Annotated in this window: 24 protein-coding genes, 1 other RNA gene and 1 pseudogene; 12 read left to right on the top strand and 14 right to left on the bottom strand. The window is 72.4% G+C overall.

What is annotated here, in order from left to right:
• Window positions 1-12 precede the first annotated feature (12 nt).
• Window positions 13-792: pseudogene (locus ADK64_RS48865) on the top strand (DMT family transporter); the annotation flags it as partial.
• Between the two features lie 118 nt (window positions 793-910).
• Window positions 911-1,312: RNase P RNA component class A (rnpB, locus tag ADK64_RS02240), an RNA gene on the top strand.
• Window positions 1,313-1,346: 34 nt separating this feature from the next.
• On the opposite strand, the gene ADK64_RS01610 is transcribed toward rnpB, so the two are convergent.
• The 5 genes from ADK64_RS01610 to ADK64_RS01595 all read right to left on the bottom strand — a co-directional run bounded on the left by ADK64_RS01610 (window position 1,347) and on the right by ADK64_RS01595 (window position 3,359).
• The gene (locus tag ADK64_RS01610) at window positions 1,347-1,592 is read right to left on the bottom strand and encodes a hypothetical protein (RefSeq protein WP_053654119.1); all 246 of its coding nucleotides are present in this window, start codon (window positions 1,590-1,592) and stop codon (window positions 1,347-1,349) included.
• 7 nt (window positions 1,593-1,599) lie between these two features.
• Complete coding sequence (locus ADK64_RS01605) at window positions 1,600-1,899, bottom strand: hypothetical protein (RefSeq protein ID WP_078992435.1); 300 nt, start codon at window positions 1,897-1,899, stop codon at window positions 1,600-1,602.
• Between the two features lie 43 nt (window positions 1,900-1,942).
• Entirely contained in the window at window positions 1,943-2,224 is a 282-nt protein-coding gene (locus ADK64_RS48585; protein ID WP_324614354.1) for a thioesterase domain-containing protein, read from the bottom strand.
• Window positions 2,225-2,435: 211 nt separating this feature from the next.
• Window positions 2,436-2,774 (bottom strand): MazG-like family protein, encoded by a 339-nt coding sequence (locus ADK64_RS01600; protein ID WP_053654117.1) that lies wholly within the window; start codon window positions 2,772-2,774, stop codon window positions 2,436-2,438.
• Between the two features lie 39 nt (window positions 2,775-2,813).
• Window positions 2,814-3,359, bottom strand: coding sequence for a DoxX family membrane protein (locus ADK64_RS01595; RefSeq protein WP_053654402.1), 546 nt, complete (start codon window positions 3,357-3,359; stop codon window positions 2,814-2,816).
• 177 nt (window positions 3,360-3,536) lie between these two features.
• Here ADK64_RS01595 and ADK64_RS01590 point away from each other — a divergent pair, with 177 nt between their 5' ends.
• Both ADK64_RS01590 and ADK64_RS01585 read left to right on the top strand, forming a co-directional pair.
• A complete protein-coding gene (locus tag ADK64_RS01590) occupies window positions 3,537-3,863 on the top strand; it encodes a nuclear transport factor 2 family protein (protein ID WP_053654115.1) in 327 nt (108 codons plus the stop codon).
• A gap of 361 nt (window positions 3,864-4,224) precedes the next feature.
• Window positions 4,225-5,448, top strand: coding sequence for a D-alanyl-D-alanine carboxypeptidase family protein (locus tag ADK64_RS01585; protein WP_199829450.1), 1,224 nt, complete (start codon window positions 4,225-4,227; stop codon window positions 5,446-5,448).
• A gap of 218 nt (window positions 5,449-5,666) precedes the next feature.
• Here ADK64_RS01585 and ADK64_RS01580 read toward each other — a convergent pair whose 3' ends face one another.
• On the bottom strand, window positions 5,667-6,425 hold the full coding sequence (locus tag ADK64_RS01580) for an SDR family oxidoreductase (RefSeq protein WP_053654111.1): 759 nt from the start codon (window positions 6,423-6,425) through the stop codon (window positions 5,667-5,669).
• 155 nt (window positions 6,426-6,580) lie between these two features.
• Between ADK64_RS01580 and ADK64_RS01575 the strand changes: the two genes are divergently transcribed.
• The 5 genes from ADK64_RS01575 (at window position 6,581) to ADK64_RS01555 (ending at window position 11,740) form a co-directional block, all read left to right on the top strand.
• Window positions 6,581-7,900: a multidrug effflux MFS transporter gene (locus tag ADK64_RS01575; protein WP_053654109.1), complete on the top strand. Its 1,320-nt coding sequence runs from the start codon at window positions 6,581-6,583 to the stop codon at window positions 7,898-7,900.
• The gene (locus tag ADK64_RS01570; protein ID WP_199829449.1) at window positions 7,840-9,021 is read left to right on the top strand and encodes a serine hydrolase domain-containing protein; all 1,182 of its coding nucleotides are present in this window, start codon (window positions 7,840-7,842) and stop codon (window positions 9,019-9,021) included. The genes ADK64_RS01575 and ADK64_RS01570 overlap by 61 nt, the downstream gene beginning before the upstream one ends.
• 274 nt (window positions 9,022-9,295) lie before the next feature.
• A complete protein-coding gene (locus ADK64_RS01565; RefSeq protein ID WP_053654107.1) occupies window positions 9,296-10,291 on the top strand; it encodes a small ribosomal subunit Rsm22 family protein in 996 nt (331 codons plus the stop codon).
• Window positions 10,292-10,317: 26 nt separating this feature from the next.
• The gene (locus ADK64_RS01560; RefSeq protein ID WP_053654105.1) at window positions 10,318-10,947 is read left to right on the top strand and encodes a TetR/AcrR family transcriptional regulator; all 630 of its coding nucleotides are present in this window, start codon (window positions 10,318-10,320) and stop codon (window positions 10,945-10,947) included.
• Between the two features lie 64 nt (window positions 10,948-11,011).
• Complete coding sequence (locus ADK64_RS01555) at window positions 11,012-11,740, top strand: bifunctional DNA primase/polymerase (RefSeq protein WP_053654103.1); 729 nt, start codon at window positions 11,012-11,014, stop codon at window positions 11,738-11,740.
• Window positions 11,741-11,747: 7 nt separating this feature from the next.
• On the opposite strand, the gene ADK64_RS01550 is transcribed toward ADK64_RS01555, so the two are convergent.
• Genes ADK64_RS01550 through efeO form a run of 4 tightly spaced genes read right to left on the bottom strand, consistent with a single transcriptional unit; the run spans window position 11,748 to window position 15,965 of the window.
• Window positions 11,748-12,740: a hypothetical protein gene (locus tag ADK64_RS01550; protein WP_078992433.1), complete on the bottom strand. Its 993-nt coding sequence runs from the start codon at window positions 12,738-12,740 to the stop codon at window positions 11,748-11,750.
• Complete coding sequence (gene efeU / locus ADK64_RS01545; RefSeq protein WP_053654099.1) at window positions 12,700-13,572, bottom strand: iron uptake transporter permease EfeU; 873 nt, start codon at window positions 13,570-13,572, stop codon at window positions 12,700-12,702. The genes ADK64_RS01550 and efeU overlap by 41 nt, the downstream gene beginning before the upstream one ends.
• A 6-nt stretch (window positions 13,573-13,578) precedes the next feature.
• The gene (efeB, locus tag ADK64_RS01540; RefSeq protein WP_053654097.1) at window positions 13,579-14,826 is read right to left on the bottom strand and encodes an iron uptake transporter deferrochelatase/peroxidase subunit; all 1,248 of its coding nucleotides are present in this window, start codon (window positions 14,824-14,826) and stop codon (window positions 13,579-13,581) included.
• A 2-nt stretch (window positions 14,827-14,828) separates the two neighbouring features.
• On the bottom strand, window positions 14,829-15,965 hold the full coding sequence (gene efeO, locus ADK64_RS01535) for an iron uptake system protein EfeO (protein ID WP_053654096.1): 1,137 nt from the start codon (window positions 15,963-15,965) through the stop codon (window positions 14,829-14,831).
• Between the two features lie 125 nt (window positions 15,966-16,090).
• Here efeO and ADK64_RS01530 point away from each other — a divergent pair, with 125 nt between their 5' ends.
• Window positions 16,091-16,981: a hypothetical protein gene (locus ADK64_RS01530; protein ID WP_053654094.1), complete on the top strand. Its 891-nt coding sequence runs from the start codon at window positions 16,091-16,093 to the stop codon at window positions 16,979-16,981.
• Window positions 16,974-17,675 carry a PhzF family phenazine biosynthesis protein gene (locus ADK64_RS01525; RefSeq protein WP_053654092.1) on the top strand — a complete coding sequence of 234 codons (702 nt, stop codon included), beginning with the start codon at window positions 16,974-16,976 and terminating at the stop codon, window positions 17,673-17,675. The genes ADK64_RS01530 and ADK64_RS01525 overlap by 8 nt, the downstream gene beginning before the upstream one ends.
• On the opposite strand, the gene ADK64_RS01520 is transcribed toward ADK64_RS01525, so the two are convergent.
• A complete protein-coding gene (locus ADK64_RS01520; RefSeq protein ID WP_053654089.1) occupies window positions 17,638-18,285 on the bottom strand; it encodes a heme oxygenase (biliverdin-producing) in 648 nt (215 codons plus the stop codon). The genes ADK64_RS01525 and ADK64_RS01520 overlap by 38 nt on opposite strands.
• A 109-nt stretch (window positions 18,286-18,394) precedes the next feature.
• A complete protein-coding gene (gene map, locus ADK64_RS01515) occupies window positions 18,395-19,252 on the bottom strand; it encodes a type I methionyl aminopeptidase (protein WP_053654087.1) in 858 nt (285 codons plus the stop codon).
• Between the two features lie 58 nt (window positions 19,253-19,310).
• Here map and ADK64_RS01510 point away from each other — a divergent pair, with 58 nt between their 5' ends.
• The gene (locus ADK64_RS01510) at window positions 19,311-19,544 is read left to right on the top strand and encodes a hypothetical protein (protein WP_053654085.1); all 234 of its coding nucleotides are present in this window, start codon (window positions 19,311-19,313) and stop codon (window positions 19,542-19,544) included.
• Here the strand turns inward: ADK64_RS01510 and ADK64_RS01505 are convergent, their stop codons facing one another.
• Window positions 19,545-20,855: an MFS transporter gene (locus ADK64_RS01505; protein WP_078992444.1), complete on the bottom strand. Its 1,311-nt coding sequence runs from the start codon at window positions 20,853-20,855 to the stop codon at window positions 19,545-19,547.
• Window positions 20,856-20,944: 89 nt separating this feature from the next.
• The gene (locus ADK64_RS01500) at window positions 20,945-21,541 is read right to left on the bottom strand and encodes a hypothetical protein (protein ID WP_053654084.1); all 597 of its coding nucleotides are present in this window, start codon (window positions 21,539-21,541) and stop codon (window positions 20,945-20,947) included.
• Window positions 21,542-21,559 lie beyond the last annotated feature (18 nt).

Genomic DNA, 21,559 nt, shown 5'->3' with positions numbered 1-21,559 from the left:
GAAACTCGGCGCATGACTGCACGCGGCTGGTTCCTGTTCTCCCTGATGGGAGTGGTCTGGGGCATCCCCTATCTGATGATCAAGGTGGCGGTGGACGAGGTGTCGCCGCCGGTCGTGGTGTTCACGCGCTGCGCGCTCGGCGCGGTCCTGCTGCTCCCCGTAGCCCTGCGCCAGGGCGGCCTGCCCGGGACGGTACGGGCCCACTGGCGCCCCCTGCTGGCCTTCGCGGTGCTGGAGATCATCGTCCCCTGGTTCACCCTCACCGACGCCGAACGGCACCTGTCCAGCTCGACGGCCGGTCTGCTGATCGCGGGCGTGCCGATCGTGGGCGTGGTCGTGGCCCGCGTACTCGGCGACACGGAACACCTGGGGCCCCGCCGCCTCACGGGCCTGGCCCTGGGCCTGGGTGGCGTGACGACCCTGACCCTTCCCCATCTGACCGGCGGTGACGCCCGCTCCCTGGCCGAGGTGCTGGTGACGGTCCTGGGCTACGCGACCGCGCCCCTGATCGCCGCGCGCCGCCTCAAGGACGTCCCGACCCGGCACCTGACGGCGGCCTGTCTGACCCTGGCGGCCGTCGCCTACGCCCCCGTGGCCGCCATGACGTACCCCTCCTCCGTCCCCTCCGCCCAGGTGCTGGCGGCCCTCGCCGGCCTGGGCGTGATCTGCACGGCCGTGGCCTTCGTGGCGTTCCTGGAGCTGATCAAGGAGGCCGGTCCGACCAGGGCGACTGTGATCACGTACGTCAACCCGGCGGTAGCGGTGGCGGCGGGCGCGATCTTCCTGAGCGAACCGCTGACGCCGACGGTCCTCGTCGCGTTCTCCCTGATCCTGGCGGGCTCGGTGCTGGCCACGGCCGCTGCCGGTCCACGGCACGGTCGGCGCCCGGTACCATGGTCGACACGGCAGACGAGCCGGGCGGGCGGCCGCGTGGAGTCCCCCTAGGGGCTTCCCGAGGAACGTCCGGGCTCCACAGGGCAGGGTGATGGCTAACGGCCACCCGGGGTGACCCGCGGGACAGTGCCACAGAAAACAGACCGCCCGGCGCTCAGGCGCTGGGTAAGGGTGAAACGGTGGTGTAAGAGACCACCAGTGCCCAGGGCGACCTGGGCAGCTAGGTAAACCCCACCCGGAGCAAGGTCAAAAGGAAACACCCCGGTGTTTCTGCGCGGACGTTCGAGGGCTGCCCGCCCGAGTCCGCGGGTAGACCGCACGAGGCCGGCGGCAACGCCGGCCCTAGATGGATGGCCGTCGCCCCGGGCTCCGCGAGGAACCCGGGGAACAGAACCCGGCGTATAGCCCGACTCGTCTGTCCGCTCAGGCCGCGCCCCGGCCCACTGGGGCGATCACCTGCTTCCGCTCTTCCTGCCAGCCGTCCTCGTCATCCGGGACAGACAGGACCACCGGGCGAGCCCACCCACGGCAAGAGCGGCGAGGACGGCGCCCCAGTCGATGACGTGGGGCAACCCGGGAAAGAAGGCGAAGAAGCCGAGCGTGGCGACGAGTCCCACGAGGAACGCGACGACCCCGGCACGCTGCCGCCGGGCTTCCGCAGCCTGGTCCGCGTCCTGCCTTTGTTGCTGCTCGACCATGAAGGACTCACTTCGTGACGTGGTGGCACTGACTCACGCGGCGCACTCCGTTGACGTAGAGGTGGGCGCACGCCTTGCCGTAACGAGGTAGCGACTGCGGGGAGTTGTTCCGCATCGGGTCGATCTTGCACTTGTTGTGCGTCTTCCCGCGTGACGTTCGGTATGTCCGATTGTTGGTGTCGGCGTAGGTGAAGTCGATGCGCCAGTTGCAGAATCCGCTGCTGAGGGCTGCGACGAAGGCGCAGTCCACGCCCGCGTTCTGGTACGTGATCCGCCTGCCGCTGCCGCGGATGATGTGCGTGAACATGCATCCTGTCGGAACCTTCACCGTCGCACCGCCCACGCTGTACTCAGAGGAGAGCGGGCTGACGTGTAGAAGCAACAGCTCGGGCAGCCCCCGAGTGGGGGACACAGTGGGGGCGGAAGAGGGGGCCCAGTGCGACCAGGCCTTTGAAGGAGTTGCCGCCCCGGCGGGAGGGCGCCGGGCACCCGGACACGAACCGTCCGCTCGGGCCGCCCGGCCAGCCCGCCAGGCACAGGGCCACCTCGTACGCGAGCGTGGCGCCCATGCTGTGGCCGAGGAACAGCCTCCGCCCGGCGTGGGGAGGGTCCTCGAGCGCCTGGGCGATCAACGCCGCGGACAGCGGGTTCCCGTAGCCGGCGCAGCCGCCCGCATGCGGGAAACAGGCCAGTTCGCGTCGGCGTGGCCCGCGGCCGTATGGAAGCGGCGCACCCAGACGTCCGGCCGTTCACGTGCCATCCCGCGGTCGCCCCGTTCCCGCCGTCGGACGGCACTCCGGCCGGATCCCGACCCCGATACCGCTCCCGCGACCCCGGCGCCGGTCACGCCGGCGGTGACAGCGGGCGCTCCCGCACCCCCTTCAGGTGCTGCTCGAACACCTCCTGCGCCTGCGGTGTCAGGGACCGCAGGGCCACGAGCGCGGTGATGGCCACGTCGCACAGCTCCCGCTGCACGTCCTCCCAGGTGTGGGAGAAGCCCTTGCGGGGGTTGTCGCCGGTCGCGCCTATGACCGCCTCGGCCACCTCGCCGACCTCCTCCGACAGTTTGAGGACGCGCAGCAGGGCGCCCTGTGTGCCGGTGTTCGTGCGGTTCGCTTCCAGCCGGGTGAGGAGTTCGTCGATGACCGGCCAGAGGGCGGCGGCGGTGTCCTGATCGTCCATGCCCCGCAGCCTGCCACGCCGGGCAGGAGAAACCCTCGGCTACTCCTCGAACAGCGTCTCCTGCTTGCCCTCGGCCTTCGCCCGGACCCGGCAGTTCCGTGCCCCCACCACCGCCGCCGTGACCGCAGCCGTGGCTCCCAGGGCCACCGGGACCATCCACCCCCGGTCGAAGACATGGCCGAGGGCATGGTCCAGGGAGAGGCGGCCGGGGCCGGTGACACCGAGGCCGGCCGCCGCCAGGCCCAGGCTCGCCGCGTACTCGTAGCCGCCCGACTGGGCGAAGAAGCCGTTGGGTACGTGGACCGCCGCCGCTCCCGCCATCGCGCCGGCCGCCGCCGCGCCCGCCGCCGGGGTCGCCAGGCCCAGGGCGAGAAGGGCGCCACCGCCGGCCTCCGCGAGACCCGCCGCCGTAGCGCTCGCCTTGCCCGGCGTGTAACCGACGGACTCCATGAACTGGCCGGTGCCCTCCAGACCGTGCCCGCCGAACCAGCCGAACAGCTTCTGCGCGCCGTGCGCGGCGAGCACCCCGCCGGTCCCCAGCCGGAGCAGCAGCAGGCCCAGATCACGTCGGTCGAAACAGCTCACGGCGACTCCCATGCAGACTCGCGGGCGGAGAGGAGAGGATGAGGAGAGAACAGGGGAGGGGCGGACGCATGTGTACGGGGCCTCCCGTGCCTCCACCGTCGCAGGTCTCACTCCTATGGGCCCGCTGGGAAGGGCGTTCGGGTGGCGGGTCCGGCGCGGCGGTGTGAGCCTGGCGCCATGACGATCAAGCCAGCCAACCTCAGCGACCCGGCCGTCCGGGCCTTCGTCAACGCCGTCAACGCCCACGACCGCGAGGGCTTCATGCAGCTCCTCGCGCCCGGCGCGACCATGTCCGACGACGGTTCCGACCGCGACCTCGCCGACTGGATCGACCGGGAGATCTTCTCCTCCAACGGCCACCTGGACGTCGAGCGGGAGTCCGACGGCGGCCGGTCACTGGTCGCCCGCTACCGCAACGACACCTGGGGCGAGATGCGCACCGCGTGGCGCTTCACCGTTGAGAGCGACGAGCGGATCTCGCGCTTCGAGACCGGGCAGGCGTAGGCGTAAGCGGTCCCGCCGAGGCTCTCGTACTCGGTCCCGCCCGGCCTCTTGTCTTCGCGTGCGCTTCAACTCCTGGCGTCCTCAGGCATGGAGACCACCAGGACACCGGGACGCAGCGGGATCGACGTGCGCGCGCTCGGCTTCGGATGCCGGGCCATCGGTGGATGGGGTCGGAGGTTCTGGGCGCCCGCTGTGGGCGCGGCCACAAGCTGGGGAGGAACCTTTGAGCCACCCTGAGTAAAGGATGTGTTAGGCCTAGGAAACCGGGGTAACTCATCGGATTTTCATAACGCGGCAAATTCCAGGCCGTCATGGCCGTCGGTCAGGGAAGTCGCTGCTGGGCGCGGTGTACGGTCCCGGAGTGCGTGAATGTTCCCGGCTCAGTCGGCGTGCCGTCCTCGGTCTGACGGCCGCCGCCCTTCCCCTGTCCACGGCCGCCGAGGCCGCGGCCGCCCCGTCCACCGTCATCGGGGGTGAGCGGCTGGCCCGCACCGGCGTCCAGGTGCGCGGTGCCTCCAGGCTGCCCGCGAAACTCACCGCCCGCTCCTGGCTGATCGCCGACGCCGACAGCGGCGAGGTGCTCGCCGCCAGCAACGCCCATCGGCGGCTCGCACCCGCGTCCACGCTGAAGATGCTGTTCGCGGACGCGGTGCTGCAGCAGTTCGGCCGCACCGAGCGGTACACGGTCAAGGACGCCGACCTCGCCGACATCCCGGCCGGCTCCAGCCTGGTCGGCATCAAGCCCGGTATCACCTACACCGTCGAGCAGCTGTGGCAGGGCGTGTTCCTGCGCTCCGGCAACGACGCCGTGCACGTGCTGTCCCACATGAACGGCGGGATCGCCAAAACCGTCGCCGAGATGCAGGCCAAGGCCGAGGACCTGCAGGCCCTGGACACCCATGTGGTCAGCCCCGACGGCTTCGACCACCCGGGCCAGATCTCCTCGGCGTACGACCTCACGCTCTTCGCCCGCCACGGCCTCAAGAACGCCGACTTCCGCGGCTACTGCGGCACCAGGACCGCCGACTTCCCGGCGGGCGGCAAGAAGACCTTCCAGATCCAGAACACCGACCGCCTGTTGACCGGGGCATGGGGTCTGAAGACATACGACGGCCTGATCGGTGTCAAGAACGGCTACACCAGCAATGCCGGCAACACCTTCACCGGCGCCGCCACCCGGGGCGGACGCACCCTGCTGGTGACGGTCATGCATCCCGCCGAGGGCAGCAACGCCGTCTACGAGCAGACGGCCGCGCTGCTCGACTGGGGCTTCGGGTACGGGCGTACGGCGCAGGCCGTGGGCATGCTGGTCGATCCGCTCAGCGAGGGCGGCGCGAAGGCGGGCCCGGCACCGGGCTCCAAGGCGACCCGGGCGGCGGGCGACTCCGGCTCGTCGTCCGACGGCGGCCCGTCCGCCGGGCGGCTGGTGGAGGGCGCCGGAGGTACGGTGCTACTGCTGGCGGCGGCGGGGGCCTGGGCGGCGAAGCGGCGCCGCAGGGCAGTCGCGGCCGCGGCGCCGGCCGAGGCGGAGGCGGAGACGGGCGGCGAGCCGACGGAGACCGGCAGCGGCAGACACCGGCGCTGAACGTACGGCGGCCGTTCCAGCGACCGGTGCGTACCCCGCGTCCCGCGCGAGGTCCACCCCCAACTCCGGCCCGGTGGAACGGCCGCCGCCTCCCCCCTCGGTATGGCCTGCGGAATCCACGCGCTCCAACTGTGAAGCTCTCGTGGAGGAAAGTTGAGCACAGGTGCTCGACCGGCCGCAATACCGCGGATGCTTGAACTCCGTTTGTGGTAAAGGGTTCAGCCGCGCCCGATGTAGGGCATCGCCGTCGCCAGTACCGTCGCGAACTGCACGTTCGCCGCCGGCGGCAGCTCGGCCATGTGCCGCACGGTCCGCGCCACGTCGGCCACGTCCATCACCGGCTCCGGGGCCACCTCCCCGTTCGCCTGGAGCGCGCCGGTCTGCATCCGGGCCGTCATGTCGGTCGCCGCGTTGCCGATGTCGATCTGCCCGACCGCGATGCCGTACGGCCGCCCGTCAAGCGACAGCGACTTGGTCAGCCCGGTCAGCGCGTGCTTGGTCGCCGTGTAGGCCACCGAGTGCGGACGGGGCGTGTGGGCCGAGATCGAGCCGTTGTTGATGATCCGGCCGCCCTGCGGATCCTGCTCCTTCATCTGCCGGTACGCCGCCTGCGCGCACAGGAACGCACCGTTGAGGTTGGTGTCCACCACGTGCCGCCAGGCGTCGTAGGAGAGTTCCTCGACCGGCACCCCGCCGGGTCCGAAGGTCCCCGCGTTGTTGAACAGCAGGTCCACCCGGCCGAACCGGTCCACCGTCTTCGCGAACAGCGCCGCCACGTCCTCGGGCCGGGACACGTCGGTGCGCACGGCGAGCGAGGCGCCCTGCGGGGACAGCGCTGCCGTCTCCTCCAGCGTCTCGGGGTGCCGGCCGGCCAGCGCGACCGACCAGCCGGCGTTCAGCAGCTCCGCGGCGACGGCCCGCCCGATGCCGGAACCGGCACCCGTGACCACCGCGATCTTCGATTCCCTGTCAGTCATGGCTCCGCAGCGTAGGCGGCAGGTCCGCCATGCGGAATGGCGTGTCCGCCATACGGCGACCGGCGCGACCTCGCTCGTCCGTTCCCCGGTGGTGCGTGCGAGCTGAGAGCATGGGTGCCGGTTCTGTACGACGGGGGAGGACAGGGGAGGGACACATGCCCGAGCACGCGACGGCACCGACACCGGAGCGGGAGCGGGAGCGCCGCGGAGGCATCCCCGCAGCCCCCTCGCCGGCCGCCGCCACCCGCCGCACCGGTCTGCTCGTCACGTTCGTGCTCGGCGGCCTCACCGCGACACCCCCGCTCGCGATGGACATGTACCTGCCGTCGCTGCCCGAGGTCACCACGTCCCTGCACGCCCCCGCCGCCACGGTCCAGCTCACCCTCACCGCATGCCTGGCCGGCATGGCGCTCGGACAGCTGGTCGTGGGCCCGATGAGCGACCGCTGGGGCCGCCGCCGGCCGCTGCTCGCGGGCCTCGCGGTCTACGTCCTCGCGACCGCCCTGTGCGCGTTCGCGCCGAACGTCGAGACGCTGGTCGCCTTCCGGCTCGAGCAGGGTCTCGCGGGCGCGGCCGGGATCGTCATCGCCCGCGCCGTCGTCCGCGACCTGTACGACGGCGTCGCCATGGCCCGCTTCTTCTCCACCCTGATGCTGATCTCCGGTGCCGCGCCCGTCGTGGCGCCGCTGATCGGCGGGCAGATCCTGCGGGTAACCGACTGGCGGGGCGTGTTCCTGCTGCTCACCGCGGTCGGCGCGGTGCTCGCCGCGCTCGTCTGGCTGCGCCTGCCGGAGACACTGGCGCCGGCCGACCGGCACCGCGGGGGAGCGAAGGAAGCCCTGCGCACGATGCTCACCCTCCTCGCCGACCTGCCCTTCACCGGCTACACCCTGGCCGGCGGCTTCGCCTTCGCCGCGCTGTTCGCCTACATATCCGCGTCCCCCTTCGTCATCCAGGAGATCTACGGCGCCTCCCCGCAGACCTTCAGCCTGCTCTTCGGCCTCAACTCGGTCGGTCTGGTGGCCGCCGGGCAGGTCAACGGCAAGGTGCTGGTCGGCCGGGTCGCCCTGGAGAAGGTGCTGGCCTGCGGCCTGACGGTGATCGTGCTCGCCGCGACGGCCCTGCTGCTGATGGCCACGGGAGCCTTCGGCGCGGTGGGCCTGCCCCCCATCGCGGCCGCCCTCTTCGTCCTCATGTCGGCGATGGGCATCACCCTCCCCAACACCCAGTCCCTCGCCCTGCTGCGCACCCCGCACGCCGCCGGCTCCGCATCGGCGCTGCTCGGCACCACCTCCTTCCTCGTCGGCGCGGTCGCCTCACCCCTCGTCGGCGTCGCCGGCGAGCGCACCGCCGTACCCATGGCGCTCGTCCAACTGGCCGGGGCACTGGTCGCGGCGGCCTGCTTCGTGGGAATGTGCCGTCCCTGGAACACACGGGGGAACACCCGTGCGGGGTCGGAGGGAGACGAGAACTGAGCGCACCCAGACTGCGCGCCGACACACCGCAACGGGCCGGGCTCGACCCGGCCGCCGTCGAGCACCTGGTCGGCGAGGTGCACGCCCTCACCGCCGGCGACCACCCCTGGGCGGCCGGCGCCGTCGCCCTGGCCGGCCGCGGACCCGTGATCGCCGTGGCCGAGGCCGCGGGCTGGGCGGTGCGCTACGCCGCCTACGACCCCGAGACCGACAGCGGCGTCGAACTGCCGCCCGAGGCCCGGGTCCCGGCCACCGTGCACACGCCCTTCGACCTGGCCTCCCTGACCAAGCTGTTCACGTCCGTGGCGGCGGTGCAGCAGATCGAGCGCGGCACCCTCGGCATGGACGCCCGGGTCGGTGACTACCTGCCCGACTTCCACGCGGCGGCCGCGCACGGCATCACCGTCCGCCAACTCCTCACCCACACCTCCGGGCTGCGCCCCGAACTCCCGCTGTACGACTGCCCGGACGACGCCACGCGGCTGTCCCTGCTCCGGGCCGAGTCCCCGACGGCCGAGCCGGGCACGTACACGTACTCCGACCTGAACATGCTCCTGCTCCAGTTCGCGCTGGAACGCATCACCGGCCGCACCCTCGACGTCCTGATCGAGGACGGCATCACCCGCCCCCTCGGCATGACCGCGACCCGTTTCGGGCCCTGTCCCGGCGCGGCGGCCACCGAGGACCAGCGGCGGCCGTGGGCCAAGGCGGACCGCGGGATGCTGCGGGGCGTGGTCCACGACGAGAACGCCTGGGCGTTGGGCGGGGTGGCCGGCCACGCGGGCCTGTTCTCCTCGGCCCCCGATCTGGCTGTCTTCTGCCGCACCCTGCTGGCCGGCGGCTCCTACGGCCCCGCCCGCATCCTCGGCCCCGACTTCGTCGAACTGCTCCTGACCCCACCGGGCCTGGGCTTCGCCGTGGACCAGCCCTGGTTCATGGGCGCCCTGGCGGGCAACGGCGCGGCGGGCCACACGGGCTTCACCGGCACGTCATTGGTCCTGGACCCGGCGACGGACACCTTCCTCATCCTGCTGGCCAACACGGTCCACCCGAACCGCCGCCCGCCGAACAGCGCCCCGAGGGCGGCACTGGCGACACGACTGGCGAGGGCGGCGATCTGACCCCGCCGTCCCCTCGCCCCGCTCCGCCCCGGAGGCCGGTGCCCTGCGCGCCCGGGACGGCCCCGAGCCACCACCGACGGTCCGTTCCCAGCGGCCGGAGCGCCCCCCCAGCCCGTGCAACGGTGCGAGCCTCCTCGCCGAAGCGGCGCCCGGGCCGGACCCCGGGCCGGACCCCGTGGCTGCCCTTTCAGCCGAGCGAGTCGGGTGGCGGGCGGGCCTGGGGGCGGAGCCCCCAGGGGGGTCGCGTCGGTGCCGGGCGCCTTAGAATCACCGGGTGAACGCCCCCGTACCACCGGCCGACGCCCTCCGCAGGAGCCTCGCCGATCTGCTCGACGGACTCCCGCCCAAGCAAGCCGCCGCAGCCGTGGAGCGGCTCATCGCCAACTACCGGGGCGACACCCCCACCACCGCGCCGATCCTCCGCGACCGCGCCGACGTCGCCGCCTACGCCGCCTACCGCATGCCGGCCACCTTCGAGGCCGTCCGCCACGCACTGGGCGCCTTCGCCGACGCCGCCCCCGACTGGGCGCCCGGCAGCCATCTGGACGTCGGCGGCGGCACAGGAGCCGCGACCTGGGCCGTCACCGCGACCTGGCCCGGCGAGCGCAGCGTCACCGTGCTGGACTGGGCCGAACCCGCCCTCGCCCTCGGCCGGGAGATCGCCGCCGCCAACCCGGCCCTCGCGGGCGCCCGCTGGCAGCGCGCCCGGATCGGCGCCGGTCTCACCCTGGACGACGCCGACCTGGTCACGGTGTCGTACGTCCTCAACGAACTCTCCGAGCCCGACCGTGCCGCACTCGTCGACGCCGCTGCCGCCGCCGCGCCGGTCGTGGTGATCGTGGAGGCCGGCACCCCGGCCGGCTACGCCCGCGTCATCGAGGCCCGCGACCGGCTGATCCGCGCCGGGCTGCACATCGTCGCCCCCTGCCCGCACAGCGCCGCCTGCCCCATCGAGCCTGGCAAGGACTGGTGCCACTTCTCCGCTCGGGTGAGCCGCTCCTCCCTGCACCGCCAGATCAAGGGCGGCACCCTGCCCTACGAGGACGAGAAGTTCTCCTACGTCGTCGCCAGCCGCCTGCCCGCCGAGCCGGCCCCCGCCCGGGTGGTCCGGCGCCCGCAGATCCGCAAGGGCCAGGTGCTCCTCGACCTGTGCGAGGCCGACGAGCGACTGGCCCGCACGACGGTCACCAAGCGCCACGGCGACCTCTACAAGGCGGCCCGGGACGCCGACTGGGGGGACCCGTGGCCACCGCCGGACGTGGACGCGTAGCCCGCCGGGCTTGTTAGCGTCGCCCCATGGTCAAGAAGCCTGCCCCCGACGCCGGCCGCCGCAGCGAGAAGTCCCGCCGGGCGATCTACGACGCCGCCCTCGCCCTGGTCGGCGAGGTCGGCTACCCCAAGACCACCATCGAGGGGATCGCCGCCCGGGCCGGGGTCGGCAAGCAGACGATCTACCGCTGGTGGCCCTCCAAGGCGGCCGTCCTGCTGGAGGCGTTCCTCGACCTGTCCACGCAGGCGGCACAGGCGGCGGGGCAGGTGCCGTACACCATCCCGGACACCGGCGACCTGGCCGCCGACCTCAAGGCCGTGCTGCGGATCACGGTGGACCAGCTCCTCGACCCGCGCTTCGAGGCGCCGTCCCGGGCGCTGGCCGCCGAGGGCGTGGTCAACGAGCCCCTCGGCCGCGAGTTCGTCACCAAGCTGCTCGAACCCCAGCTCCAGCTGTACGTCGACCGGCTGCGGGCCGCGCAGCACACCGGAGCGGTGCGGGCGGACGTCGATCCCCGGATCGCCCTGGAGCTGTTCGTGTCCCCCCTCGCCCAGCGCTGGCTCCAGCACACGGCCCCGATCTCGTACGCCTACACGGACACCCTGGTCGACTACGCCCTGCACGGAATCGGACCCCAGACGCCCCGAAGCACGTGAAGATGGGACGATAAGGCATGCTGTCCGCACACCCAGCGAGGCGAGTACCGAGGCGAGGCGATAGATGAGCGCGACGTTCGGCGACCGGTCAGGCCGGCAGGGCAGACTCTCCCAGTGGCTGCGTGGCCGCCGCCCGAAGGAAGCCGCCGGCACCGACGGCCGTGAGGCCCTGCTGCTCGCCGCCGCGGCGGCGGACCTGCCGCTCGCCCCCGCCGCGTACCCCGCCCCCGGCTACCGCTGTTCCTGCGACCGCGTCGGCTGTCCCACCCCGGCCCGGCACCCGGTGTCGTTCGCCTGGCAGACGCAGTCCACCACCGACCGCGCCCAGATCGAGCGCTGGGCCCGGCACCAGCCGCAGGCCAACTTCATCACCGCCACCGGCATGACCCACGACGTCCTCGACGTGCCCCTGCAGGCCGGCCGGGAGGCCCTGGAGCGGCTGCTCGGCGCCGATGTCGAGGTCGGTCCGGTCGCCGAGAGCGACGACGGCCGCATGCTGTTCTTCACCCTCACCCGCGGCACCCCCGAGGACGAGGACGAGTGGTGGCCCTGTGAGCTGGACTGCCACCCCGAGACCATGGACGAGCACCCGGGCCTGCGCTGGCACTGCCGGGGGTCGTACGTCCTCGTACCGCCCGCCCGGCTCCCGGGCGACGACCAGCAGGTCCGCTGGGTACGCGGCCCGGAGCACCCGCTGCCGGACCCGCTCAGCCTCCTGGAGACCCTGACCGACGCCTGCGCCCGGTACACGGGCGCCGAGCACCAGGGCGCGGCCTGGCCCCTCAGGCACTGAGGCCCGGCTACGCGCCCTGCGCCGACGTCAGCCCCGGCACCCGGCCCAGCATGGACACCGCGCCGCTGCCCGCCGGGTCCAGGGCGACCTCGTTCGACATGAACTCCAGGGTCAGGGACTGCTTCACCTCGCCCTCGGTCAGGGCCTGCACGTCCTTGTTCTGGGCCGGCATCGTGGTGCCCGCGGCGACGGTCCGCTTCTCGTAGTGGTGCGTGGTGAAGAACACCAGCGCCCCGCCGTCCGCCGTGCGCAGGGCCAGCGGCGCGTAGTCGCCGCTCGTCAGCGGCTTGTCGATGAACTGCGTGACCAGACCCGGCTTGTGCGCCCGCTGGGCGCGGTTCGCGCGCTCGACGCTCGTGTACGAGCCGTCGGCGAAGGACTTCCCGCCCTTCTGCAGGTACGTCACATAGCCCTGGCTCAGCTTGCCGGGCGCGACGGCGAGCCGAGCCGAGTCGGCCGGTACGGCCTCGGCCCAGCCGTCCTTGTCCGTCGTGAACCTCGGTACGGCGTCCGGCGCGAGGAGCGTCAGATACGCCACCTGCCACCGCTCGCCGAGGCCGTGCCGGGTGAACACCAGCAGCCAGCGGTCGGCGCCCGCCTTGTTGCCCCTGGCGTCGGCGACGAACCAGCGCGGCCAGCCGGCCTTCTTCGGGATCGTGATCCTCACGTCCGACAGCTTCAACGGCACGTGATCCGCGTTGCCCGACGGACTGTTGGTGTGCCCGGCCTTCAGCCGGGCGGCGTCGATGTCGCCGAACGGACCGGTGACGTAGGGCGCGTCGAGGGAGCTGTCGAAGGCCTTGTCGGCCTTGTTGTACGCGGTCGTGAACGCGGTGACCGCCCTGGCGGCCTCGGCGCGGGTGGCCGTGGGGAGCACCTCCCGCTCCCCGTGCACCACCACGCACCCGCTCGCCGTCAGCGACAAAACGGTCAGCGAGGCTGCTATGAGTGCGTTTCGGTCACGCCTGCGGAGCCTGCGCGGGCTGCGATCCCTGCTCATCGGGTCCCTTCACCTTCGCCTTCCCGGAGGCGAACCCTACCGGGGCGAAGAACACCGCGAGCGCCGGGACCAGGTACAGCAGCCACACCGTGACCTGGACCACCGTGGGGTCCGGCTGGAAGTTGAACACGCCCTTGAGCAGGGTGCCGTACCAGCTGTCCGGCGGGACGGCGCCGCTGATGTCGAAGGCCAGGCTGTTGATGCCCGGGATCAGGTCGGCCTCCTGCAGATCGTGGACGCCGTACGCCAGCACGCCCGCCGCGACCACGACCAGCATGGCGCCGGTCCAGGTGAAGAACTTCGCCAGGTTGACCTTCAGAGCGCCCCGGTAGAACAGCCAGCCCAGGAGGACGGCGGTGGCGAGGCCGAGGGCGACACCGATCAGCGGGCGCGGGGTGCCGTCGCTCGCCGCGTGCACCGACGCCCACACGAACAGGGCGGTCTCCAGGCCCTCCCGGCCGACGGCCAGGAACGCGGTGGCCACCAGCGCGCCCGTGCCCATCGCGAGGGCGGCGTCCAGCCTGCCGTGCAGTTCCGACCTGAGATGCCGGGCGGTGCGCCGCATCCAGAACACCATCCAGGTCACCAGGACGACGGCGACGACCGACAGCGAGCCGCCGAGCGCCTCCTGCGCCTGGAACGTCAGCTCCTGGGAGCCGAATTCGAGGGCGCACCCGAAGCCCATCGCGAGGGCGATCGCGATCCCGATGCCGACCCAGATCGGCCTCAGGGCGTCCCGGCGGCCGGTCTTGACCAGATAGGCGATGAGGATGCAGACGACGAGCGACGCCTCCAGCCCCTCGCGCAGGCCGATCAGATAGTTGGAGAACACGGGCTGCTACGCCTCCTTCGTGAACAGCGACCGGCCCCACCAGTCGCCGGAGTCCCGGACGCCGGGGGGAACCGCGAAGACCGCCGACCCCACGTGCTGGATGTACTCGCCCAGGGCGTCGTGCGCGGCCAGCCGGCGCTGCAACGGGATGAACCCCTCGCGCACGTCGCGCTGGTAGGCCAGGAAGAACAGGCCCGCGTCCAGGCGGCCGAGGCCGTCGGTGCCGTCCGTGAAGGAGTAGCCCCGGCGCAGGATGGTGATCCCGCCGTTGGCCTCGGGGTGCGCGAGCCGCACGTGCGCGGTCGGCTTCATCGCCTTCAGGAACGGCTCGTCGTGCTCCTTGGCCCGGCCGGCCGGCGCGCCCTCGCGCTTGTCCCGCCCGAACACGTCCTCCTGCTCCTGGAGCGAGGTCCGGTCCCAGGTCTCGATGTTCATGCGGATGCGCCGGGCGACGAGGTACGACCCGCCCGCCATCCAGTGGGGGCCGTCCGCGCCCCCGGCCCACACGTGCTTCGTCAGCCGGTCGCTCTCGGTGCCCGCGATATTGCGGGTGCCGTCCTTGAAGCCGAACAGATTGCGCGGGGTCTGCGCGTCCGGGGTGGTCGAGGACGTCTTGCCGAAGCCCAGCTGGGACCAGCGCACGGCGACCTTGCCGAAGCCGATGCGGGCGAGGTTGCGGATGGCGTGCACGGCGACCTGCGGATCGTCGGCGCAGGCCTGGACGCACAGGTCACCGCCGGTACGGGCCTTGTCCAGGGCGTCCCCGGGAAAGGCGGGCAGGTCGACGAGGGCCGGCGGCCGTCGGTCCTTCAGCCCGAACCGGTCGAAGAGGGACGGCCCGAAGCCGATGGTCAGTGTCAGCCGGGACGGCCTGAGCCCCAGCGCCTCGCCGGTGTCGTCCGGCGGGGCCTCGGCGAGCCCGCCGTAGGCGCCCTCACCGACCGACCTGCCCGCGGTCATCCGCCGGGCCGCCTCCGTCCAGTCCTTGAGCATCTGGACGAACTCTTCGCGGTCGTCGGTCTTCACGTCGAACGCGGCGAAGTGCAGCCGGTCCTGCACCGGGGTGGTGATACCGGCCTGATGGGCGCCGTGGAACTCCACCGCGCCGCCCGCTTCGGCGGCGGAGGCCGCCTGCGTGTCATCGCCCGCGATCGCCACGGCACCGCCGGCCACGGCGGCACCGAGCGCGAGCCCGGCTCCGCCCCAGCCGATCAGCGCCCGTCGCGAGGGGGTGCTGCCGCCTGCCCCGGCCATGCCTACTTCACCACCGTCGCGGCCAGCTCGGACAGCGGCTCGGCGAGCGCGTTCACCGCGTCCGACAGCTCCTTGCGCTGTTCCCCGCCGACCTTGTCGTAGGAGACGAAGCCGTAGGAGCCCTTGTCCGGGCGGTACTTGTCCAGCAGCGTGTCCAGGGCCGCGAACTGCTTGTCCAGCTCCTTGGCGAGAGCCGGGTCGTTCTTCGCGGCGACCGGCTTCAGCAGCTCGTACGCCTTCTGCGCGCCCTCGACATTGCCCTTGAAGTCGACCAGGTCGGTGTGCGAGTAGAACTCCTCCTCGCCGGTGACCTTGCCCTTGGCGACCTCGTCCAGCAACTCCTTGGCGCCGTTGGCCATGGAGGTCGGGGTGATCTCGGCCTTGCCGACCCGCTTCTGCCAGTCCTTGAGGTCGGTGAGCAGCCGGCCGGCGAGGGCCTTCTCCTCGTCCCCGGCCGTCTTCTTCTCCCACAGCGCCTGCTCGAGGCGGTGCCAGCCGGTCCACTTCTGCCCGGGCTCCAGGTCGGGCTTGCGGATGTCGACCTTGGGGTCGATGTCACCGAAGGACTCGGCGACCGGCTCGGTGCGCTCCCAGCCGAGCCGGGAGGGCGCGTAGGCCTTCTTCGCGGCGTCGACGTCACCGGCCTTGACGGCCTTCACGAAGGCCTCCACGAGCGGCAGCGTGGCGTCGGCCTGGTCCTGGGCGTACTGGCGGTACTCGGCGACGGCCCGGTCGAGCGCGGGATCGCGCCGGGCGGTGCCGCCACCGCCGGTCACGGTCAGCTTCTGCCGGACACCGTGCCCCTTCATCCCCGGCCGGCAGGCGATCTCGTACGCCCCGGCCTTCACCTCGGCGGTCAGCGTGTACTTCGTCCCCGGCCCGATGTTCTCCTTCTCGGAGACGATCCGGTCGTCCGGGAACAGGATCTCGACCTCGGTGGCCTTCGACCCCGTGTTCTCTATCTTCAGCGTGACCTGGCCGGCCGGGACCGACGCCGTGGAGGTGTCGCACCTGGAGTCGGCCGCGGTGACCCGGACGGCGTCGCCGTCCTTGGCGTCGCTCTTCGCGGTGCAGGCCGAGAGGGCGGTCAGAGCGGCCACGGTCGTGGCGGCGGTGACGGTCAGTCGGACGGCTCGCATGCAGGCTCCCGGCGAATGGCGAATCTGGTGTGGTGAGGCTGGCCTAACTTACCTGAGCCTTACCTTGCTCATACCTTTCGGGGGCGTGATCCAGGTCTCACAAGGCGCGTGGCAGGGTGGGCGGCATGGGGAACGCGCGCAGGGAAACACCGGCGGCCGGACGGTTGGTACTGGACATCCGGGACCGGCCGGATCCGCCGGCGCTGCGCTTCGAGACCGCCGAGGGCGGACGGCTGAAACTGCTCCGGCAGGGCGAGCGCGCCGTGCTGCTGGGCGCGCTCACCGGAGACGGCTGTTGCCACGACCTCCACCTGCACCGGCTCGGCGCCTACCGCTCACCACTGCCGCCCGTCGACTCCCCCCGGATGCGCTCGGCCGTCGACTGGGGCCACCAGTACGCCCGTTGGCTGGAGCGGTCCGAGGGGGCGCCTCTGTACGACGGCCGCTGGCAGCTGTCCCCGCGCACCGCATTCGCGCCGGGCATCTGGACCACCGACCTCGTCGACACCTGGCCCGGCGGGCTGCTGGAGCTGTACTGCGGCGGTGGCTGGCACGGCATCCTGCCCCTGCGCCGGCTCTCCGCCCCCGACGCCGCCCGGGTGAAGGCGTACCGCAAGCACCTGCGCGACGGCACCCTCGCACCCGTCCTGCTGTGGTGGGTGCCGTTCCTCGACGGCTGGCTCCTCCTCGACGGCCACGACCGGGCGGTGGCGGCCCTGGCCGAGGGGCGGAGCCCGGAGTGCGTCGTCCTGACCCGCCTGCGCGACGAGGAGCTGTGGCGCCGGGACGCGGAGGCGATGGCCGAAGGCCATCGACAGCGCGTGCGCCGGCTGGCCGCACGCCCCGCCACGCCCGAGACCGAGCGGCAGCGCGCGACTTCGGAGCGCGGCGTCGGCGACGTCCTGGCCGAGCTGCCCTACGATCCCTCGGCCATCCGCACCTGGCCCCTTTCCGGCGGAGCCCCCGCCTGGCACGCGCTCGCCGGCCCCGCGATGTTTCAATTCCCGAGTGACTGATTACGACGTACTCCGCGTCTTCTGCGGACCGCACGGTGACCACGGCAACGCACTCGCTGTCGTCCGCGAGGGCTCGGTCCTGCCCGAGCGCGGCGGCCGGCAGGCGCTCGCGGCCGAACTCGGCTTCAGCGAGACCGTGTTCGTGGACGACCCCGAGCGCGGCGTCATCGACATCTACACCCCCACCCTGCGGCTGCCCTTCGCCGGTCACCCCTGCGTCGGCACCGCCTGGCTGCTCGACGTGCCCGAACTGGTCACCCCCGCCGGAGTCGTCGGCGCCCGGCTGGACGGCGAGTTCAGCTGGATCGAGGCCCGGGCGGAATGGGCGCCGCCGCGTACCCTGCGCCGCCACGCCACCCCCGCCGAGGTCGACGCCCTCGACGTACCGCCGCCGGGTGAGTGGATCTATGCCTGGGCGTGGGAGGACGAGGCGGCCGGCCGGATCCGCGCCCGCGCCTTCCCCGGCCGGAACGACGGTATCGACGAGGACGAGGCCACCGGCGCGGCGGCCCTCCTGCTCACCGGTCAACTGGGCCGCGCCCTCAACATCACCCAGGGCAAGGGCTCCCAGATCCTCACCGCCCCGCAGCCGCACGGCTGGGTGGAGATCGGCGGGCGGGTGTTCCTGGAACGCCGGCCGGAGCGCCTAGGCGGCGTCAGGCGCTCAGCGGGAACTCCTCACCCAGGGCCCTGAACACCGCCGTGTTCAGGGCGAACGCCTCCTTGCACTCCGCTATGACCCGCTGCTTCTCCAGGTCGTCGACCCGGATCGCGTCCAGCAGCTCCCGGTAACCCCGCTTGAACGCGGCCGGGTTGGAGACGCCCTCGAAGACGTAGAAGCGCACCCCGTCGCCCTTCCTGGTGAAGCCCCACGTCCGCTCCGCCTTGTCGCGGATGATCTGGCCGCCGGACAGATCGCCCAGATAGCGCGTGTAGTGGTGGGCGACATAGCCGCCGGGCCAGCACTCGGCACACTCCCGGACCCGGTCCGCGTACGCCCGGGTCGCGGGCAGCGCGCTCAGTCCCGCCCGCCATCCGGCACCCCGCAGATGCGCCAGGTCCCGCTCCAGCGCGGCCAGCCGCAGCAGCTCGGGCCGGATGAACGGCCCCGCCACCGGATCCGCCGCCAGCCGGTCGGCGCCGGCCTCCATCGCCTCGTACACGAACCACAGCTGCTCGGTGTAGCGCGCGTACGCGGCCACGCCCAGCCTTCCGCCGAGCAGGTCGCTCATGAAGGACGAGGTCTCTGCCACCACGTGCTGCTCATGTGATGCGGTGCGGATGAGGGTCGAGAAGGAGTCCATGAGGCCGTCCCCTCAGCGTCTTGCCGACACCATGTCGGTAAAAGTCTACAAGAGGAAGCCCGCCCTCGCAGAGGGCGGGCGTCAGGTTCCGGCCGGGGCGGGCGCGGCGCTACGGCAGGGTCAGGATCTCCGCGCCGGTGTCCGTCACCACCAGCGTGTGCTCGAACTGGGCCGTCCGCCTGCGGTCCTTCGTCACGACCGTCCAGCCGTCCTCCCACAGGTCGTACTCGTGGGTGCCCAGCGTCAGCATCGGCTCGATCGTGAACGTCATGCCCGGCTGCATGACCGTCGTCGCGTGCGGGCTGTCGTAGTGCGGGATGATCAGGCCGGAGTGGAACGACGAGTTGATCCCGTGGCCGGTGAAGTCACGGACGACGCCGTAGCCGAAGCGCTTGGCGTACGACTCGATGACCCGGCCGATGATGTTGATCTGCCGGCCCGGCCTGACCGCCTTGATCGCGCGGGTGAGGGACTCCCGGGTCCGCTCCACCAGCAGCCGCGACTCCTCGTCCACGTCCCCGACCAGGTAGGTGGCGTTGTTGTCGCCGTGCACCCCGCCGATGTACGCCGTCACGTCCAGGTTGACGATGTCGCCGTCCCTGAGGACCGTCGAGTCCGGGATGCCGTGGCAGATGACCTCGTTGACCGACGTGCACAGCGACTTCGGGAAGCCGCGGTAGCCGAGCGTGGACGGATAGGCGCCGTGGTCGCACATGTACGCGTGGGCGACGGCGTCCAACTGGTCCGTGGTGACCCCGGGCGCGATGAGCTTCGCGGCCTCCGCCATCGCCTGCGCGGCGATACGGCCGGCGATCCGCATCGCCTCGATGGTCTCGGGGGTCTGCACCTCCGGCCCGGTGTACGGGGTCGGCGCGGGCTTGCCGACGTACTCGGGGCGGCGGATGTTTCCGGGGACCGAACGGGTGGGGGACAGCTCCCCTGGTACGAGCAGCGACTGGCCAGACATGCCAGCGAGTCTATCCAGCGGAGATGGGGGAACATGTCCGTGGCGAGAGGAGCTGTCCATGCCCCTGTTCAAGAAGCGCACCGTCGGCAAGCCGGGCGAGTGGTACTACTGCCTGGTGCACGGCAAGGTCGAGGAGGGGCCGGAGTGCCCGGCCAAGGACCGTTTCGGGCCGTACACCAGCCGCGAGGAGGCCGAGCACGCGATGCGGACGGCCGCCGAGCGCAACCTGGAGTGGGAGACCGATCCGCGCTGGCACGACAAGGCCCAGCAAGGGGATGCCGACGAGGAGTGATCAGCCGACACTCCCCGCGGTGGCGGCGCGCCGCTCGCGCATCCGTACGGCGTGCTCGTTCGTCCGGGCGTCGTACGTCATGAGGCCCGGCAGGCAGAGCGCGAGCAGCCCCATGGCACCCGCGCAGGCCAGACCACCGGAGACGACGGAGGACCGCAGGCCCGCCCAGGCGGCCAGGCCGCCGGCCCGGACCTGGCCGAGCTGCGGACCGACCGAGTAGGACAGCAGCTCGATCCCGGCGAGCCGGCCGCGCAGTTCATCGGGGATCGTCTGGTTCCACATGGCGGCCCGGAAGATCCCGGAGACCATGTCGAAGCCGCCGCCGACGGTCAGGAACAGCAGGACCAGCCACACGTTGCCGCACAGGCCCGCCGCCGCGACCGCCAGGCCCCAGCCGGTGGCCGACAGCACCACCAGCAGCCCGTGCCGGTGTATCCGCGAGGCCCAGCCGCTGGTCAGGCCCACCAGCAGCGCGCCGGCCGGGAGAGCGGCGTACATCAGGCCCAGCGCCCAGTCCGCGTGCAGTTCGTCGGCGAGGAACGGCAGGACGGCGAGCGGCATGGCCAGCGACATCGCCGCGAGGTCGACGACATAGGTGCCGAGGAGTTCCTTGCGGCTCCACGCGTACCGGGCGCCTTCCAGGATGGCGCCCAGCGAGGGCTTCGAGGCCGTGGGGGTCCCCCCGCTCGAGCGAAGCCGAGAGTGGGGGAGCGGGGCGGGACAGGGCGCGATCCGCACGATGTACGCCAGCGAGAGGGCGAAGGTCAGCAGGTCGGCGGCGTAGGCCCAGCCGAGGCCCGCATAGGCGACGATCACGCCCGCGACCGCCGGGCCGGCGACTCCGCCGACGGTCCAGCGCAGCGAGTTCAGCGAGGCCGCGGCGGGCATGTCCGCGTGGGCGACGATCCGGGGCCACAGCGAGTCCAGCGCCGGGCGCTGGACGGAGACCAGGGCGGAGGAGAGGGCGGCGACGGCGTACAGCGGCCAGATCGCCGGGTGCGGGAGCAGGGCGCCCAGCAGCAGGGCCGCGCTGAGCAGCCCCTGACCGGCCTCCGTCCACAGGATGAGCTTCCGCTTGTCGAGCGCGTCCGCGAGGGCACCGCCGTACAGGCCGCAGACGATGAGGGGCAGCAGCTCCACGGCCCCGATCGCGCCGACCGCCGCCGCGGAGCCGGTGAGGTCCTTCAGCTGGACGGGGAGCGCGACGAAGGTGAGAAAGCTGCCGAAGTTGCTGATCAGCCCTGATTTCCACAGGCGGCGGAAGTCGGCGGAGGCCTTCCAGGGGGCGAGGTCGGGGAGGAGGTTGCGCAGCACAAGGGGTCATGCTCGGTGGGCCGGGAGCGGCAGGCAACCGCATTTCCCTCGCCGGCCGGGCTCCCCCCCCAGCCACGACGGGCGGGTCACCAAGGGGCCGGTGGCGGTGCCGTCAGGGCTTCTGCCAGCCTCGACAGGCGGTCGCGGAAACCCCGCCGGGCCCGCGGGGAGCCCCCGTTCTCGCCCGCCGCCGCACTGACCAGGTGCTGGACGGTGTCCAGGTCCAGCTCGGCCCCCTCCGGCACGGCCAGCGCGTCGTGCGCCATCGCGGCCAGCTCGCCGTCGCCGGCGCCCAGAGCCAGTACCGTGACCCCGGCCCGCCGGGCCGAGTGGACACGTTCCAGCAGCGGCGCGGGCTCCTCGGGAGCCACGACCAGCAGGGTCTCGCCGCGCCGCGCCGCCTCGATCCGGCCCGGTCCGACCGCCAGATGGGGCGGGTCGGAAGGGCGCACCCGGTGTCGTACGAGAGTCGGCGCCAGCTCCGGCGTACCCGACCACGCCGCCTCGTCCACCAGATGCGCGGCCAGATGCCACGGCTCGTACGCGGGCGTGCCGACCAGCAGCAGCCCGCCCCCGTGCGTCACCACCGACCCGCGCAGCACCCCCGCGAACCTCCGGGTGGCGCTCAGCCACTCCGTCCCGGCGAGCACTTCCCGCAGCAACGCGACCCGTACGGCGTCCATGCGACCGCATCCTGCCGC

This window comes from Streptomyces sp. MMG1121 (assembly GCF_001280015.1).
Lineage (GTDB): Bacteria > Actinomycetota > Actinomycetes > Streptomycetales > Streptomycetaceae > Streptomyces.
Note: the sequence above shows the minus strand (reverse complement) of the source record. Positions and strands in the feature narration are given on the sequence as shown.

Excerpts from the sequence above, each read along its gene's own strand:
- ADK64_RS01580 (WP_053654111.1), bottom strand. The coding sequence starts at position 6,425 with ATGACTGACAGGGAATCGAAGATCGCGGTGGTCACGGGTGCCGGTTCC.
- ADK64_RS01510 (WP_053654085.1), top strand. The coding sequence starts at position 19,311 with ATGCCCCTGTTCAAGAAGCGCACCGTCGGCAAGCCGGGCGAGTGGTAC.
- ADK64_RS01560 (WP_053654105.1), top strand. The coding sequence starts at position 10,318 with ATGGTCAAGAAGCCTGCCCCCGACGCCGGCCGCCGCAGCGAGAAGTCC.
- ADK64_RS01575 (WP_053654109.1), top strand. The coding sequence starts at position 6,581 with ATGCCCGAGCACGCGACGGCACCGACACCGGAGCGGGAGCGGGAGCGC.
- ADK64_RS01605 (WP_078992435.1), bottom strand. The coding sequence starts at position 1,899 with ATGTTCACGCACATCATCCGCGGCAGCGGCAGGCGGATCACGTACCAG.
- ADK64_RS01520 (WP_053654089.1), bottom strand. The coding sequence starts at position 18,285 with ATGGACTCCTTCTCGACCCTCATCCGCACCGCATCACATGAGCAGCAC.
- ADK64_RS01590 (WP_053654115.1), top strand. The coding sequence starts at position 3,537 with ATGACGATCAAGCCAGCCAACCTCAGCGACCCGGCCGTCCGGGCCTTC.
- ADK64_RS01550 (WP_078992433.1), bottom strand. The coding sequence starts at position 12,740 with ATGAGCAGGGATCGCAGCCCGCGCAGGCTCCGCAGGCGTGACCGAAAC.
- ADK64_RS01555 (WP_053654103.1), top strand. The coding sequence starts at position 11,012 with ATGAGCGCGACGTTCGGCGACCGGTCAGGCCGGCAGGGCAGACTCTCC.
- efeB (WP_053654097.1), bottom strand. The coding sequence starts at position 14,826 with ATGGCCGGGGCAGGCGGCAGCACCCCCTCGCGACGGGCGCTGATCGGC.
- ADK64_RS01530 (WP_053654094.1), top strand. The coding sequence starts at position 16,091 with ATGGGGAACGCGCGCAGGGAAACACCGGCGGCCGGACGGTTGGTACTG.
- ADK64_RS01500 (WP_053654084.1), bottom strand. The coding sequence starts at position 21,541 with ATGGACGCCGTACGGGTCGCGTTGCTGCGGGAAGTGCTCGCCGGGACG.
- map (WP_053654087.1), bottom strand. The coding sequence starts at position 19,252 with ATGTCTGGCCAGTCGCTGCTCGTACCAGGGGAGCTGTCCCCCACCCGT.
- efeO (WP_053654096.1), bottom strand. The coding sequence starts at position 15,965 with ATGCGAGCCGTCCGACTGACCGTCACCGCCGCCACGACCGTGGCCGCT.
- ADK64_RS01610 (WP_053654119.1), bottom strand. The coding sequence starts at position 1,592 with ATGGTCGAGCAGCAACAAAGGCAGGACGCGGACCAGGCTGCGGAAGCC.
- ADK64_RS01600 (WP_053654117.1), bottom strand. The coding sequence starts at position 2,774 with ATGGACGATCAGGACACCGCCGCCGCCCTCTGGCCGGTCATCGACGAA.